The 15,760-nt window shown below is 71.2% G+C and carries 13 protein-coding genes; 11 read left to right on the plus strand and 2 right to left on the minus strand.

Going from position 1 to position 15,760, the window contains the following annotated elements:
- The first annotated feature begins 63 nt into the window (after positions 1 to 63).
- The 11 genes from D451_RS0118325 (at position 64) to D451_RS0118375 (ending at position 13,009) form a co-directional block, all read left to right on the plus strand.
- A complete protein-coding gene (locus D451_RS0118325; protein WP_014908883.1) occupies positions 64 to 396 on the plus strand; it encodes a DUF2469 domain-containing protein in 333 nt (110 codons plus the stop codon).
- Positions 397 to 604: 208 nt separating this feature from the next.
- Positions 605 to 820 (plus strand): hypothetical protein, encoded by a 216-nt coding sequence (locus D451_RS0118330; RefSeq protein WP_017535507.1) that lies wholly within the window; start codon positions 605 to 607, stop codon positions 818 to 820.
- 225 nt (positions 821 to 1,045) lie between these two features.
- Positions 1,046 to 1,261, plus strand: coding sequence for a hypothetical protein (locus D451_RS0118335; RefSeq protein ID WP_017535508.1), 216 nt, complete (start codon positions 1,046 to 1,048; stop codon positions 1,259 to 1,261).
- Positions 1,262 to 1,519: 258 nt separating this feature from the next.
- Positions 1,520 to 1,732 (plus strand): hypothetical protein, encoded by a 213-nt coding sequence (locus tag D451_RS0118340; RefSeq protein ID WP_014909974.1) that lies wholly within the window; start codon positions 1,520 to 1,522, stop codon positions 1,730 to 1,732.
- 72 nt (positions 1,733 to 1,804) lie between these two features.
- Positions 1,805 to 3,613 carry an NAD(P)-dependent oxidoreductase gene (locus D451_RS0118345; RefSeq protein ID WP_017535509.1) on the plus strand — a complete coding sequence of 603 codons (1,809 nt, stop codon included), beginning with the start codon at positions 1,805 to 1,807 and terminating at the stop codon, positions 3,611 to 3,613.
- A complete protein-coding gene (locus tag D451_RS0118350) occupies positions 3,610 to 5,481 on the plus strand; it encodes a TOMM precursor leader peptide-binding protein (RefSeq protein WP_017535510.1) in 1,872 nt (623 codons plus the stop codon). Before D451_RS0118345 ends, D451_RS0118350 begins: the two co-directional genes overlap by 4 nt.
- Positions 5,478 to 7,136, plus strand: a complete 1,659-nt coding sequence (locus D451_RS0118355) for a nitroreductase family protein (RefSeq protein WP_017535511.1) — start codon at positions 5,478 to 5,480, stop codon at positions 7,134 to 7,136. Before D451_RS0118350 ends, D451_RS0118355 begins: the two co-directional genes overlap by 4 nt.
- Positions 7,133 to 9,649, plus strand: coding sequence for a lantibiotic dehydratase (locus D451_RS0118360; protein ID WP_017535512.1), 2,517 nt, complete (start codon positions 7,133 to 7,135; stop codon positions 9,647 to 9,649). Before D451_RS0118355 ends, D451_RS0118360 begins: the two co-directional genes overlap by 4 nt.
- On the plus strand, positions 9,646 to 10,569 hold the full coding sequence (locus D451_RS0118365) for a thiopeptide-type bacteriocin biosynthesis protein (RefSeq protein WP_017535513.1): 924 nt from the start codon (positions 9,646 to 9,648) through the stop codon (positions 10,567 to 10,569). The genes D451_RS0118360 and D451_RS0118365 overlap by 4 nt, the downstream gene beginning before the upstream one ends.
- Positions 10,566 to 11,654, plus strand: a complete 1,089-nt coding sequence (locus tag D451_RS0118370) for a thiopeptide maturation pyridine synthase (RefSeq protein ID WP_017535514.1) — start codon at positions 10,566 to 10,568, stop codon at positions 11,652 to 11,654. Before D451_RS0118365 ends, D451_RS0118370 begins: the two co-directional genes overlap by 4 nt.
- Positions 11,651 to 13,009, plus strand: coding sequence for a SagB/ThcOx family dehydrogenase (locus D451_RS0118375; protein WP_014913393.1), 1,359 nt, complete (start codon positions 11,651 to 11,653; stop codon positions 13,007 to 13,009). Before D451_RS0118370 ends, D451_RS0118375 begins: the two co-directional genes overlap by 4 nt.
- Positions 13,010 to 13,066: 57 nt before the next feature.
- On the opposite strand, the gene D451_RS0118380 is transcribed toward D451_RS0118375, so the two are convergent.
- Together D451_RS0118380 and D451_RS0118385 are read right to left on the minus strand one after the other, a co-directional pair.
- Complete coding sequence (locus tag D451_RS0118380; RefSeq protein WP_017535515.1) at positions 13,067 to 14,245, minus strand: iron-containing alcohol dehydrogenase; 1,179 nt, start codon at positions 14,243 to 14,245, stop codon at positions 13,067 to 13,069.
- Positions 14,242 to 15,579 carry an aminotransferase family protein gene (locus D451_RS0118385; protein ID WP_234305806.1) on the minus strand — a complete coding sequence of 446 codons (1,338 nt, stop codon included), beginning with the start codon at positions 15,577 to 15,579 and terminating at the stop codon, positions 14,242 to 14,244. Before D451_RS0118385 ends, D451_RS0118380 begins: the two co-directional genes overlap by 4 nt.
- Between the last annotated feature and the right edge of the window lie 181 nt (positions 15,580 to 15,760).

Below are 15,760 nucleotides of genomic sequence, written 5' to 3' on the forward strand. Positions count from 1 at the left end.
GTCTCCACGTGAGGGGAACCGGCACATCACGACCGGAGAGTGCTGACGAAAGCGAGCGCGCAGATGAGTTCTGAGGACCTGGAGAAGTACGAGGCCGAGATGGAGCTTCAGCTCTATCGCGAGTACCGCGACGTGGTCGGCCTCTTCGGTTACGTGGTGGAGACCGAGAGGCGCTTCTACCTCACCAACCACGTCGACCTCCAGCCCCGTTCCACCGAGAACGGCGAGATGTACTTCGAGGTCGTGATGGAGGACGCCTGGGTCTGGGACATGTACCGCCCGGCCCGCTTCGTCCGCAACGTGCGCGTGGTGACGTTCAAGGACGTCAACGTCGAGGAGATCACCAAGTCGGATCTGGAGATGCCCCCCACGGACGGGTCCGCCCCGGGTCGGTGAACCCGGATCCGCGACCGACCTTCCTCCGGTCGTGAACGCCCCGAGCGGTCCTCCGCGCGGGGCGTTCCCCTTGGGCAGGGGTCCTCCGGCCCCGTCTTCCTCCCGCGCAACCACGGTGTAGGTGCCGTGTAAGTCGATCCGGCGATGATGGCGACGCCCATATTCCCCCGACCCCTACGTGTTCGCACGAGGGAGGGAAGAGGTTCTCATGTCGATCGAGACCCACCTGTCCAACAGTCTCGGAGATCTGCCGGTCGAGGAGTTCAGCACCACCGACGAGGGTGTCCTCGGCTTCGGTGCCAACCAGCCCGGTGGTATCGAGTCGCTCGGTTCCACGCTGGCCATGATGGAGATCGGCGCCTCCGGTAGCGGCGGTGGCTGCTGCAGCTGCTGCAGCTGCTGCCCGTGCTGCTGCTGCTCCTGACCCGGTGATCCGATCGACAGGGGAGCCGGGTCTCCTCGGCCGCCGTCGTTCGTCGTCGCCCGCGCCCTCCGAAACGCGATCACCGTTCGCGTTCGGGTCGTCACCCCCGGCTCCGCCAGGAGAGCAACCGGATGGTAGGCGGTGTGTAACCGGCTCCGGCGATGATGGCCACGCCCATGTTCCCCGATCCCCACGTGTCGTCCACGTGGGAGGGAAGAGGTTCTCATGTCGATCGAGACCGGCCCCCTCTCCGGCAGTCTCGGAGATCTGCCGGTGGAGGAGTTCAGCACCAGTAGCGAGGGCGTCGTCGGCTTCGGTGTCAACCAGCCCGGTGGTATCGAGTCGCTCGGTTCCACGCTGGCCATGATGGAGATCGGCGCCTCGGGCGGCGGCGAGTGCTGTAGCTGCTGTAGCTGCTGCCCGTGCTGCTGCTGCAGCTAGAACGGCGCCTTCGAGGCCTCTCGCGGGTCTCGGCGGTGCGGTCGGCGGGTCGGTCGGGTGTGAGCCCGGTCGGCCCGCCGACGTCGTCTTTCGACCCCCTCCTCGGAACGTTGTCCGCGAGGTCGGGAGGAATTCGAAGAAGGCGCTCACAAGGTGCAAGTGCCCTGTAGGTGGGGTGTAAGTGGCTCCGGCGATGATGGCGACACCCATGTTTCCCCGGTTCCGACGTGCAACGCACGTGGGAGGGAAGAGGTTCTCATGTCGATCGAGACCCACCTGTCCAACAGTCTCGGAGATCTGCCGGTCGAGGAGTTCAGCACCACCGACGAGGGTGTCCTCGGGTTCGGCGCCAACCAGCCCGGTGGTATCGAGTCGCTCGGTTCCACGCTGGCCATGATGGAGATCGGCGCCTCGGGCGGGGGAGGTTGCTGCAGCTGCTGTAGCTGCTGCCCGTGCTGCTGCTGCAGCTGACCCGGCGTGAGGGCTCCGGAGCGGCGGACACGTTCCGGAGCCCATCTGACAAGAGTGAGGGAGAGGGCTCGGATGCGACCGAAGCTTCGGCCGGATGTCTACTACGTACCAACGCGAGACGGGGCCTTCATCATCGACAGCGCGCGGTCGGTGACGCTGCGCGGAGGGTCGATCTACGACTGGGTGGAACGGCTCGCTCCGAGCCTGGACGGGACCGCGACGCTCGACGAACTGACCTCGGGGTTGCGGCCGGCCCACCGGAAGATGGTCGGGGACCTGGTCTCGTTGCTGGAGAGCAACGGTTTCGTGCGCGACGTCGGTGACGACCGGCCGCACGGTCTGACCGACGAGGAGCTGGAGCGCTACCAGGCGGAGATCGCCTATGTCGACTTCCGTTGCGACTCGGGGCCGGCCCGCTTCGAACGCTGGCGCGGTACCCGCCTGGTGATCGTCGGAAGCGCGCCGCTCGCCGACGCCGCCGCGCGCGCCGCCTGGGAGCTGGGCTGCCGCCGGGTCGAGGTCGTCGACCCGTCCGACGACGCCGAGGCCCGCTCCGGCCGGGCCGACGACGTGCGGGCGTTGCGTGAGGAGGACTCCGAGCGAGAACTGGTGGAGACCCCCGCCTCCGAACTCTCCTCCGCCGTCGCCGCCGCCGACTTCGTGGTCGCGTTGACCGAGGATCCGGAGCTGATCGACACGGTGGCCGAGGCCTGCACGGCGCCTCTGCTCCCCGTCCTCGTCTCCGAGGACGTGGCGTGGGTGGGTCCGAACCCGGGCGGTTCGTCGACCTGGGCCGACGCGAAGGCCCGCTGGACCGACACCGGTGTCCTGCCGGTCGGCCCCTCGGCCTGGATGATCGGCCCCGCCACGGGTGTCCCCGCCAACACGGCCCTTTTCGCGGCGTTCCGCCTGGTGACCGGGGCCTACCCGGAGCCCGTGGCCGACGAGCTCGAACGCATCGACCTGGAGACCCTGGAGTCGGAGACCTCGCGTGTGCTGCCGGTCGGCCGCGTCGCGAAGACGGATCCGATGGAGTGGCCCGCCTCGATCGAGAGCGAGGCCTTCTCCCTGGCCGCGGCCCCCCTGTTCGACCGGTTCACCGGCCCGCTGTTGGAGATCGAGGAGCACCATACCCAGCTTCCGTTGCGCGTGGCGGTCGCGAGCCTGGCGCGGGACGGTGAGGTCTCCCAGGCGCTCGGTGTCGCCGACTCCCTCATCGACGCGCGGCACGACGCCACGTTGGCCGCCCTCGGCCGCCTGGCCGCCTCCCACCCCTCCCGGGGACCGGCCCTGGACATCCTCGGCGGTGAGACGGGATCGAACGTCGAACCGGTGGGGATCAAAGCCCCTCGCGTCCCCGGGATCGGGGCCGCCCTGGACCGGGAGAGCGCTCTGACCGCCGCGGTACTGGACCTCGCCGCGGAGCGGGCGGTCCCCGAGCCGTCGAGCGCGCCGACGATCGACCTGGAGGGCGTCCCCGAGGCGCTCGGCGAGCAGGTGCGTCGACTGGAATCGCTCACGCGGGAGACGGTGCGGGCGTTCCGGCTCGACGCCGAACTTCCCACGGTGCTGGTCGTCGCCGGAGAGGAACCGCTGGCCCGTGCCTGCGGCCTCGACACGGCGGGTGCGCTGGCCACGGCCCTGGAACGGGCCACCCTCGTCGCGCAGTGCGGCCATGACCCGATCACGATGCCCCCGATGCCGGAGACCGTCCCCGAACCGGAGGGCTCGACGGACACGTCGACCGGACCCGTGCTCACGACCGAGGACGCGGTGAAGCTGCTGGCCTCCCGAGGAACGCGACTCGGGGTCGTCGAGCTCGACGGCGAGCCGATCCTGCGCACGGCCACGCCGTACCTGATCAGGGTGGTGGAACTGTGACCGGAACACAGCTCGAAGGGCCGACCGTGATCGGCGCCGGAATCCTGGCCGAGGCGATGCGCGCGACCGTGCCGCCGGAGTACACCGTGGTGGTCGGGGAGGCCGGCGAACTGCCGGAGATCCCCGAGACCGACGGGCCGGTACTGCCGGTGCTCGCACGCCGCGACCGACTGTTCATCGGCCCGGTGATCCGTCCGGGACGTCCGGGCTGCCCGGACTGCCTCGAGTCGCGGCTGGTCCTGGCCCGGGAGTTCCCCGAGCCCATGGCGGAGATCGACGAACGGTACCCGGATCTTCTCCGGACCTGGCGGCCGCCGGCGCTGACCTCCGCGCACGCCGGCGTCGCCGCCGACCTCGCCGTCAAGTTGGTCGAACTGGACCGGTCGGCCGAGGACGTGCTGCCGGTGATGGTGGTGCGGCTGATCGGTATCGGGGCCCGCCGGGCCCGGCTCCTCCCGGACCCGATGTGCGCGACGTGCGGTTCCCTCACCGACGACAACCCCGAGGACACCGAGACACTGCGGCCGACCGAGTCCGTGGCGCACTCTCCGGGCTCGCTGCGGACCAGGTCCCTGGTCGACGACGACTCGTTCCTGCCCACCTACGTCGACCGCGACATGGGTCTGGTACGCACCCTGTTCAAGTACGGGCGCGGGGTGTTCCCGAACATGTCCGCCCCGCTCGGCCTGCGCAACTCGACCGACGTCGAACAGGGCATCGGACGCACCCCGTCCTACCGGGAGTCGGGGACCGCCGCGGTCGCCGAGGCGGTCGAACGCTGGGGCGGGATGAGCGCCTCCGGGCACCGCAGCGTGGTGAAGGGGACCTTCGCGGACCTTCCCGAGGCGATCGACCTGCGGCGTCTGGGGCTCCACGACGAGCACCGTTACGACGAGCCCGGCTTCCCGTGCCGGAGGTGGACCGAGGAGTCCGAGGTCGACTGGGTGTGGGCGAGGTCCCTCACCAAGGACGCCCCGGTCCTGGTCCCGGAGACCTACGCCTACTACCGCACCAGGCTGGTGCGCCCGAACCTGCCCCGCTACCTCTATGAGGTGTCGAACGGCTGCGCGGTCGGCGGCTCGATGCCGGAGGCGATCCTGCACGGGCTGATGGAGGTCATCGAACGGGACGCGTTCCTGATGACCTGGTACTCGCGCAGATCCCCGGCCAAACTCGACCTGAGCACCGCGAAGACCTCCACGATGCCGCTCCTGCTGGAGCGGATCGAGAGGCAGACCGGCTACACCGTGCACGCCTGGGACACCACCACCGAACACGGCATCCCCAGCGTCTGGATCGGTGTCGTCGACGAGGGCGAGCGCGAGGGGCGGGCCCGGTTCCTGTGCGCCTCCGCCTCCCACTTCGACATGGAGTCGGCCGTGAGCGCGGGTCTGCTCGAACTCGCCCCGATCATCGCCCAGCACGAGGACGAGGACGAGGAGACACAGGAGTACGCCCGACGGATGGTCGAGGACAGCGAGCTGTGCACGTCGATGCTGCACCACAGCCAGCTGTACGGCCGCCCGGAGGCGCAGGACCGGCTCGCCTTCCTCTATGAGGGCTCCGAGCGGGGACTGTCCGAACCGCACCCGGCGCTGACCACGGGTGAACCGACCGACCTGAGGGCGCTCCTCCAGAGCACGGTCGACCTGTTGGCGGAGCACGGGCTCGAAGTGATCGTCGTCGACCAGACGACGCCCGAGCACAGGGCGGGCGGACTGTCCTGCGTGAAGGTGATCGTGCCGGGGATGCTGCCGATGACCTTCGGGCACAGGTTCCGGCGGGTCCGCGGGCTCGACCGCGCCTACAAGGCGGCGGCCGCGGCCGGCTACGACGACGTCAACCCCGACCCGCACCCGTTCCCATGACCGATACCGACCCGAACACGGCGACACCCGGGTCGGCGGCCGAGGACGCGGCTCTGGTGCGGAAGTACCTGTACGACGTGCACTACCGATGGCAGGAGATCCACGCGGAGGGGCAGGGCGGGCTCGACGATCCGGACCGCCCCCCGCTGTTCACCCGCCCGGCCGTGCCGCGACGCAGGTACGCGCTTCCCGCCAGGCCGCGTCACCGACTGGGGCCGCTCGGGGCCGCGCTGCGCGACGAATACGAGCCCTCCGGGGCGACCCGACCCGCGTCGGGCGCCCCGGGCGGGCCGGACCCGGAACGGCTGAGCGCCCTGCTGTTCTACGGGTACGGCTTCTCCCGCATGGACGCCGGACCTCAGGTGGAGTGGCCGTGGCACCGGACGGTGGCCTCCGCGCGCTGCTTCTACCCGGTCGAACTCGCCTTGTGGTCGGCGGACGCCCCCGAGGGGGTCCACCGTTACGATCCGGCCCATCACGAGCTCTCCGAACTGCGCGACGACGTCGGGGCGAAGGAGTTGGCGGCGGCCGCCGCCGCGGACTTCGACGGCGCGAGGAACGTCCTCGTCGTCACCGCGCGACTCGGGAAGACGGCCTTTCGCTACCGGAACTACTCCTACCGTCTGGCGGCCCAGGAGGCCGGTCTGGTCGCCGGCAACCTGCTGGTCGTCGCCTCGGCCCTGGGAATGCGCGGTCAGATGCGGACGCGTTTCCTCGACGAGGAGGTCGCCCGACTGCTGGCCCTTCCCGACGACGACTCCGAGTCGGTCCTGGCGGTACTTCCGCTGTGGGACGCCTTCGAGGCCCCGAAGGAGCCCGGGTACCGTCCGGCTCCGGTCCCGTCACCGCCGCCGGAGCGGATCGTGGTCCCGGTCGCGGGCGGTTCCGGGATCGACCCGGTGCTGAGCGCGCGGATGCTGGCGGTCGAACGCGCCTCGTGGCTGCGGGACCCGGAGGAGCTGGCCCCGGTCCGGCCGGACGCGCGCGTCCGGCCGGGGAAGCCGGAGCCCGCGGAGGCGACCGCGTTCGACGTGCCGTTGGCGCCCGTACGCGGTGAGAGCGCCATGGACACGGCCACGGCCGTGGTCCGTCGTGACTCCGGGCCCGACGTCTTCCTTCCGACGGCGGAGCCGCTGCCGTTGGGGACCGTCTCCGACCTCCTGCTCGACGCGGTCCGGCCGCTCGGAGACGACCTGTGGCACGAGACCGCGCCGCCCGAGGTCGGGGTCCACGCCCTCGTCGGCGCCGTGGACGATCTGCCGCGGGGGCACTACCGGCTCGTGGACGGGGCGCTGCGGCCGGTGGGGAGGGATGACCTGCGGTCCCGTCTACAGGCGATGAACGTCTGGCGGACGGAGATCAACGCGCGTACCTCCCCGTTGCTGGTCGCGGTCACCGCGTACACGGAAGGGCTGCTGGAGCACCACCCCGGACGAGCGTTCCGCGCCACGCAGTTGTCGACCGGTGTGGTCACGCAGCGGATCTCGTTGGCCGCGGCGGCCCATGGACTGTCCGCCCGTGTCACCAACAGCTACGACGCCGAGGAGTTCGCCTCCTTGTTGGGGCTCGACGGTGAACGGGAGATCCCGGTGTTCCTACTGGTGCTGGGGCGCCCCAACGCGCCCTGGCATCTGGCGACGAGGTTGAGACCATGACGGTGGTACGTGTCGCGGGGCTGCCCGGTGAGAGCGCCCGGGTCGGGCGGCTGCCCGAGACCGTGCGCCGCCTCCGCGACCTTCGGGAGCTGCGGCGCGGGATGCGCGACCGCGGCGATCGGGCGGCGGACCTGCTCTATCCGGCGATCGGCGGCTGTGAGGACCGTGATGTCCGACGGGCTCTCCTGGCCTGCCGTCGGGCGGTGCACAACGGTCGGGCGCCCCTGCCGTTGTCGGAGGGCGCGCTCGCCCGACTGACGGAGGAGGGGCGAGAGCTCCTCGATCGGCTGCGCTCCGACCACGAGAGGTGGGAACGCGACCTGACGCGGGCGAAGGAGGCGTTCCGGACCGAGAGGACGGAGGCCTCGCACCGTCTCGCCGCGCTGGTGCGGGACGAGGACTTCCTACGAGCCCTGGCGATGGCCAGCGACGCGCTGTTCCCGGACGTGGAGGCGTGGCTCGCCGGACCTCCGGACGCCGCCGAGCACCTCAATACCCGGCGGCGGGTCCTCTCGTACGTCCTGCGCACCGCGCTGAAGACCAGCCCCTTCTCCACCCTGACCACGGCGGGCCTCATCGGCGGGACCGTCGATGGAGAAAGCGCGGAGGTGTCGTCCCTCGGATCCGGGCTCCCCGCGCCGGACCGGTTGTCACGGCATCTGGAACTCAACGCCGAGATCGAGTCCCGGCTGGAACGTCTGCTGGTGGCCGCGCACGGGCCGAGGATCCTGCGCGCCAACCCGACGCTGACCGTCTCCGGAGAACGGCTCCTCGTCGTGCACCCGGACGGTCGCTTCCTCGGGGTCCCCGCCCTGCCCTGGGTGCTCCGTCTCGTCGAGAGGGCGGGCCGAGGCGCCGCACCGACCGAACTCGTCGAGCTGCTCACCGGGGAGTTCGGAGCGGGCGAGGAGGAGGCCTCGACGTCTCTGGACCGGTTGGTCACGGCCGGTGTGCTCCAAGCCGACCTCGACGTGCCCGACCAGATCTCGGATCGTCCGTCCGCCATCGCCGACCGGTTGGAGTCGCCCGCCGGAGACCCGGTTCGGAGACTCGCCGAGGCGGTGCGCGACGTCGAGAAGGCCGACGAACCCACGGGCCGGTGGATGTCCCTGGGGCTCCTGCGTTCGGCCACGGAACGGGCTCTGTCGGCGGCGGGCGGGGACGCGACACTGATCCCCGGCAAGTACCTCTGCTACGAGGACGCCGTTCCGGACTGGAACACCCCGCCCCGGGCGCCGGACCTGAAGGGGATGGAGGAGGACCTGCACCGCGTCCGCCGGTTGGTGGCGGTGTTCGACGGCGCCCTTCCGGGCCGGCTGGCCATGGCCGACCTGATCGAACGCCGGTTCGGCGCGGGCACCCCGGTCGGACCGGTGGAGGCCTGGATGGCCTGGGGCGAGGCGGTCGCCTCCCCGGGCGGCACCATGGCCGCGGGCGGGGGCGGCGGAGAGCTTCGAGAGTTGCGTGAGAACCCCTTCCACCTGGGGGAGACCGGGCTGCCTCGCGTGGAGGAACTGCGTCGAATCCAGGCCGGCCTGCTCGACGTGCTCTTCCCCGAGGACCACGACGGCGACACCGTCCACGCCGACACCGAGGCCCTCGACCGGTCGCTCTCCGACCTGCCCCCGTGGCTGCCCCACGACCACCCCACCACGCTCTTCCTCCAACCCCTGCCCGACGGCACCGTGGTCTTCAACGCGGCCGCCCCGGGGCACGGGGCCTCGGCGGCCCGGGTGAGCCGCAGGGTGGGTCGTCCGGCGCGGGAGGAGACGTGGGAGGGTCCGCTGCGGGTCGAGGTGATGGGGCTGTTCCGCTCCTCCCTCAACCGGGTGGCCCCCTTGGCCTCACACGAGCTGGAGTGGCCGGGCTGCGTCCCCACACTGCCTCCGGAACGGCGGGTGCGCCCCGCCGACCTCGAGATCCGCGTGAACCCGGACAGCGGGCTCCCGACACTGTGGTGGCGGGTCGAGGACCGGCCGGTACGGCTGATCCACCGGGGCACCATGGCCCGCTGCTGGCTTCCGCCGGCGCTGCGGTTCCTGTTGGACCTGACGACGCCGCTGTCGGAGGCCTGGGCCCTGGTCGGACGGTCCAGGGAGCTGTACGTGGACCCGAAGCCCTCCGAGATCTCGATCCTGCCTCGACTGCGGGTGGGTCGGGTCCTCTTGGAGCGTCGGACCTGGATCGTGCCGTGTCGGGAGTTCGACGGAGCCGGAGGCGACGATTTCGACCGGTTCTTCGAGGTACGGGAACGGGCCGAGGAACTCGGACTGCCGGAGGTGGTCTTCGCCCGGGCCGCCGACCCGGGCGGGTCGGCGGAGGAGCAGGTCATGGCCAAGGCCAAGGACCGTAAGCCGCGCCCGTTGGACCTGTGCTCGTGGTGGGGCGTGGAGGAGCTGTCACGGATGTCCAAGGGGCGGGAGACGTTGGTGTTCCAAGAGGCGGCGCCCGCCGTGTTCGGTCCCGACCGGGTGGCGGAGTACGCCGTCGAGCTGCCGGGGGACCGCCCATGAGCTGGCTGACCGCGTACTGCTACTACCACCGGGACCCGTCCGTGGTGGTCACCGAGGTGGTCGCCCCCACCGTGGAGGCGTTGGGGGATCGGTCGCCGCGCTGGTTCTTCCTCCGCTACTGGACCGGTGGGCCGCACGTCCGTCTCCGTCTGTGGCTGCCCGACCCCGACGACCACGCCCGGGCCCGCGAGGAGGTCCGGAACCGCTTCGCGACGCTGGTCGAACGGAACCCCTCACAGGTGGCCGCGGACCCGGCCGACTACGCCAGGCTGGCCGAACTGATCGGCACCTCGGGGGACGAGGGCGGTGGTGAACTGCTCCCGGACAACACCCTGACCTGGGAGACGTACCGTCCGGAGACCGGCATGTACGGCGGTCCCGAGGCGATGGAGCATGTGGAGGACTTCTTCACCGCGTCGAGCCTGGACGCCCTGGACTACGTGGGGACCCCGACCGACCCCACCGCCCGCGCGGTGTGGTGCATGGCGCGGGGGCTGGCCACGCTCGGCGACGCCGAGTGGGCGGGACGGTTCGTCGATCACATGGTCCGTCGGTGGATGGGGGAGCGGATCGGACCCCATTGGCAGGCCCTCGTCGAGCAGGCCTGGCAGCGGTCGGGCGACCAGGTCCGACGGCTCGTCCACCACGCGATGGCCACGTCGGAGACCGGTGGAGAGGATCGGTGGTCGACCGCCTGCCGACACCTCCAAGAGCGGCTCGCCGACCTCGAGGAACGGGGAGGGCTCCACCCGCCCGAGGACATCGTGCCCTACGACATCGAACGGCTCGATCGGGGGATGGTGACGCTCTCCGCGTTGCACATGCACAACAACCGACTCGGCGTCCACATGGAACGAGAGGCACTCTTGATGGAACTCCTCAGGCTGGCCCTGGCCGACCCCGTATCGGTGTCGCCATGACGGCCGCCCGACGACTCCGGGTCGCCTATCACGATCCGGACCCCGCCCCCCTGCTGCGGGCCGGGGTCCGGCCACTGCTGGCCGAGCTCGCCGAGGCCGGTCTGCCCGCGTTCTGGGCACGCCACTGGCGACGAGGACCGCACCTGCGGATCGTGGTGGAGGCCGACGAACCCACCTGGGAACGGATCGTGCGACCGGCCGCCGACCGTCATCTGAGGCCGGCCCTGGCGGCCCACCCGTCGACCACGATCCTCGACCCCGACGCGCTGCGCGAACCCCACCGCCTCCTGGCCGCCCGAGAGCGGGAGCACGGACCCTTGGAGCCGCTCCAGCCGGACAACACCGTCGAGGAGGAGGCGCACGACCCCCGACTGCACGTCCTCGGCACCCCCGACGCGGTGGCCCTGTTCGAGGGGTTCTCCCAGAGGACCGCGGAGGCGGCGCTGACCGTCTCCGTCGGAGAGGGGCCCGCGCTCAGCTCCCACGTCGTGGACCTGATGCTGGTGATCGCCGGACGGGTGGGGGGCTACATCGAGCGCGGTTTCGTCTCCTACCGCTCGCACGCCGAGGCCCACATCATGGGCGCTCCGGACCCGGCCGCGGTCCGCGCCCTGTTCGACGAACGCTCCGAGCGTCTGCGTGCGCCGCTGGTGCGTCGGGTGGAGGCGCACGCGGACGAGACCTCGCCGCCGCGGCTGGACGAGGTGACCGAGCTCGTCGGTCGCGAACTGGTGCGCTCCGCCGAGGAGGCCGGCCCCCTGCTCGCCGACGGCCGTCTGGACCTCGACGTCCCGGCCGGTCCGGGCGAGGGCGTCACCGGGGAACAGACCCGGCACAGCGCCTTCCACCGGACTCTGCGCGACTCCGGAGACTTCGAGCGCACGCTTCGCGAGGCTTCGTGGTTCCTCCGCTATCGGGTGGCGCTGAACCTGTTGTACCTGCACCTGGCGCGGATCGGCGTCCGCCCGGTGGACCGATTCCTGTACTGCCACGTGGTCGCCGACGCGGTGGAACAGGCCCGAGGGGTCGACGCCGTGGCGATGGTGGCCGCCGGCGCGACGGATCTAGTGGGAGGGCAGTCATGAGCACGGCCGAGGACATGATCGCGACCGACACGAATCGGGAGATCGTGGCGGCCTACCTGGCCGACCGGGAACTGCCGAAGGTGTCGGGGGCCTACCAGCTCTACCCGACGCGGGCGGGCCGTCCAGGGATCGCCGAACATCCGCTGCCCCGGCCCGTCCGGGACCCCGAAGGTCCGGTCGACCGGATCTCCCGCATGCTCGCCACCGGCAACGGTCTGGCCCGACACCGTTTCCTGACCGTCTCGGGGGCCCGGGCGTTCCTTCCCACCGGGGCGCCCGGATGGGGGTTCGACGAGCAGCACGTGATGACCACCCTGCTCCGGCTGGTCGCCAGCGGGGGAGCGGCCTACCCGGTCGACCTGTGGCTGCTCTCGGGAGGAGGGTCGGGGCTGCCGACCGGGGCCCATCGCTACAACCCCGTCCACCACGCCCTCACCCAGGTCACCTCCGAGGACCCGAGACCGCGTCTGGCCCGCGCCCTGGGCGGCCCGGTCACCGACCTGACGATCGTGCTGACGACCCGCCTGGAACGCACCACCGGACGCTACGGCAGGTTCGCTCATCGGCTCCACCTGCTCGACACCGGCCACACCCTGGCCCAGCTCCTGGTCGCCGGTCGGACCCTCGGATGGGAGTGCTCCCCGCGTCTGGCGTTCGTCGACGACGAGATCGAGCACCTCCTGGAGCTGGGGGAGGAGACCGAGACCGCCTTCGCCGTCGTCACCGTCGGCCCCTCTCAGGAGGTGGCGCCGGCGAGCGAACCCGCCCCGGTTCGGGTGCCGACGGTCCCCGACCGCTACCCGCAGGACGTCCTGTGCGCGGTCCGACGGACCGAGCCGGGCGAGGAACTGGCCTTCGGCGAGATCACCATGCCCGGCGACCCCGCGCGGGCGATGCTGCGCCGCCGTAGCCCGGTCGGCGGGTTCGTGGCCCCGGCCCCGTCCCCGGAGACGCTGGAACCGGTGGCCGAGGCGGTCGACGCGGTGCTGGCGCCGTTGGGAGGACGCTGCCTGTTGGCCCCGCCCAAGGATCCGAGGGTGGCCACCCGGGTGGGGGCTCCCGGACACCGGCTCAACCTGTCGTTGGCCGGGGTGGTGGTGCCGGTCCTGGACCTGCCCGCGCTGGTACGGGAACACGGGGCCGCGGCCTTCCGGGTCGGCGCGGTCGCCATCGGCGCGTCGTTGCAGGCGGGCGCCCTGGTCGCGGCCGACCGGGGCCTGGGCACCTTCCCGCTCTGCGCCTACGACGGTCCGGGTATAGAGGAGGCGTTGGACCTGCCGGCCTCCTCGACGATGTGCGTGGCCCCGATCGGGGTGGCCGCCCACGTCGGCGCGGGCCTGGAGGTGCCGCTGTAGGAATCGCGAAGGCCCGGCCGGACGAGAGGTCCGGCCGGGCCTTCGACGTTCGTCGTATCAGGCTCCCCGGAAGAGGGCGGCGACCTGTGCCCGGGTGCGCGGCCGCAGCGGCTCCGACCAGGCCCGCCACGTCCGTTCGGTCAGTTCGTCGGCGTCGAGGTCCAGGTCGAGCTCCTCGATGTCGGTCGGGAAGCCCCAACCGCGCAACAGTTCCACCAGGGCGTCGGCGACCTCGGTCGGGGTCGGCGACCCCACGAGGCCCAGCGCACGACCGCCCAGGTCGGCCAGCCTCCCCGCGTCCCCGGCGAGCTTGTCGCCGTCCACGACCAGTCGCGCCCAACGGGTCAACAGGACCCCCAGGGCCGGACCCTTGCGCAGACCCAGCGCCGTCAGGGTGTTGATCGGATACCAGACCCAGAACGAGTGCATGTGGCGTCCGATCTGGTGCACCGTGAAGGTGCTGACGGAGGCGGCCAACGCGATCGTTCCGCGCGCCTCCAGATCGTCGCCGTCCGCGACGGCCCGCTCCGCCGCGGGGAGCACGGCCCTGATCTGGCCGATCGCCACCTCGTCCGTCAGGGGCGAGACGGGCGGGTCCGAGACCATCGGCACCAGGAGCCGAGCGAGGGTCTCGACCGCCCCTTCGGCGGTCAACGCGGGCGGCAGAGAGGTGTGCAGCGTCGGGTCGACCACCGCCACCCGGGGGAAGAGCGACCAGTGGACCAGGAACCGGCGATCGGGGCCGTCGGCCAGACTGGCCTTGGCGTTGACCTCGCTGCCGGTCGCCGCGGTGGTCGGCACCGCCACCACCGGCAGACCGGGGCGGGGCGCGGGTTCGGGGAGGACGAACCCGCCGCCGGGCTCCCAACCGGTGAGCAGCCTCGGCAGCATGACGGCCGCGGCCGCCGCCTTGGCCAGGTCCAGCACGGTTCCGCCGCCGATGGCGCAGACCGCGCGGACGCCGGCCTCGCGCAGGCGGCCCGAGAGGAGTTCGGCCTCCCCGCGGGTCGGTGTGGTGGCGGCGCGACGGACGAGCACCTCGGGGGAGAGACGCTCCACCAGTGCCGCGAGCGCGGGCACGGCCTCCAGCGCGTGCTCGTCCACGACGACCGCCAAGGGGCGGCCGATCCGTTCGATCTCCAAGGGCACGTCGTTCACCCGGCCCGCGCCGAAGACGACACGGGTGGGGACCCACCAGTGGGGGTTGGGGTCGGCTCCGCCGTCGGTCGTGGTCATCGTGTCCGCACCGCCCTCAACGCCTGGCCCAATCGGGTCGCGATCTCGTCCACCTCGTCGTCGGTGACGGTCAGAGGTGGGAACAACAGAAGGGAACGCCGGCTCGGATGCACCAGGAGGCCGTTCCGCTGACACAGGTGGGCGATCATGCCGACGTCCATCGGTGAGAGCGGCGCCCGGCTCTCCGAGTCCCGCACCAGCTCCACGGCCAGCGCCAGACCCTCGCCGCGGACCTCCCCGACGATCTCCAGGTCGAGCAGGGAGTCGAGGTGTCGTCGCAAGCGGGCCCCGGCCTCGGCGGACCGCTCCACCAGCCTCTCCCGTTCCATGACCTCCAACGTGGCCAGGGCGGCGGCGCAGGCGGCCGGGTTGCCGGACTGGGTCTCCCCGTGCGACAGGTAGGCGCCCGCCTCCTCGTAGGCCCGATAGACCTCCGACGGGAAGAGGGTGGCGGCGAGCGGGAGGTAGCCGCCGGTGATCCCCTTCGACATGGTGACCACGTCGGGACGGATCCCGGTGCGTTCGATCGCGAACATCGAACCGGTCCGCCCGAAGCCGGTCGCGACCTCGTCGACGATCAGATGGGCCCCCATGCGGGCGGTGGCCTCGGCCACCTCCTTCAGGAACCCCTCCGGAGGCATGAGAACCCCGCCGGAGCAGAGGATCGGTTCGACGATGACCGCGGCGACCCGGTCGCCCTCGGTACGTTCCAGCTCGGCGAGGGCCTCGCGACAGGTCCGTTCGTCGGGGCCCAGCCCCCGTTCGGCGGCGAAGGTCTCGGGGAACGGCAGCTTCCGATGCCACCGCCGATCGACCCCGTAGGCCTCTTGGTCGACGTCCTCACCGGTGAGAGCCATGGAACCGATTCCGGTGCCATGCCAGGAATGGGTGTCGAAGGACACGACCAAACGCCGTTCGGTTTCTCCGATGATGCTCCGATAGCGGCGCAGGATTTTGACCGCGGCCTCGTTGGCGGCCGACCCCGAGGTGGAGAAGTACACCCGTTCGAAGTGACCGGGGGCGATCGTCAGCAGCCGTCCGGCGAGCTCGCGCGCGACATCGTGGTCGAATCGGAAAAGGGTCCCGTAGGACAGGCGTCGCAACTGGTCGGTGATGGCGTCGATGATCACCGGGTGGTTCCAGCCGCAGATGACGTTCCACAGGCCGGCGGTCGCGGACAGATAGCTCCGCCCCTCCGAGTCGCTCACCCGGACCCCGTCACCGGAGACGAAGGTGGTCCCGCCCCGTTCGAACATGCCCATCGAGGTCATCGGCAGCCACAACGGCGATGGCGCCGACCCCGTGGAAACGGTGGGCCGGTCGGTAGCGTTCATCTCGCCCTCTTCCCCATCACTGCGTGCCGGCGCTCGTCCGATCATGATGGGTGCCACTTACATCCTGATTACTTCTCGGTTGCGCGAGATCTTTCGATGGATCCACCTTCGGATGAACCTTGAACGTCTCCGACTGCGATATCTGGTCATAAGACGGTTATTAGTGACAAGATGATCCCGT

Source organism: Nocardiopsis alba DSM 43377 (assembly GCF_000341225.1).
Taxonomy (GTDB): Bacteria; Actinomycetota; Actinomycetes; order Streptosporangiales; family Streptosporangiaceae; genus Nocardiopsis; species Nocardiopsis alba.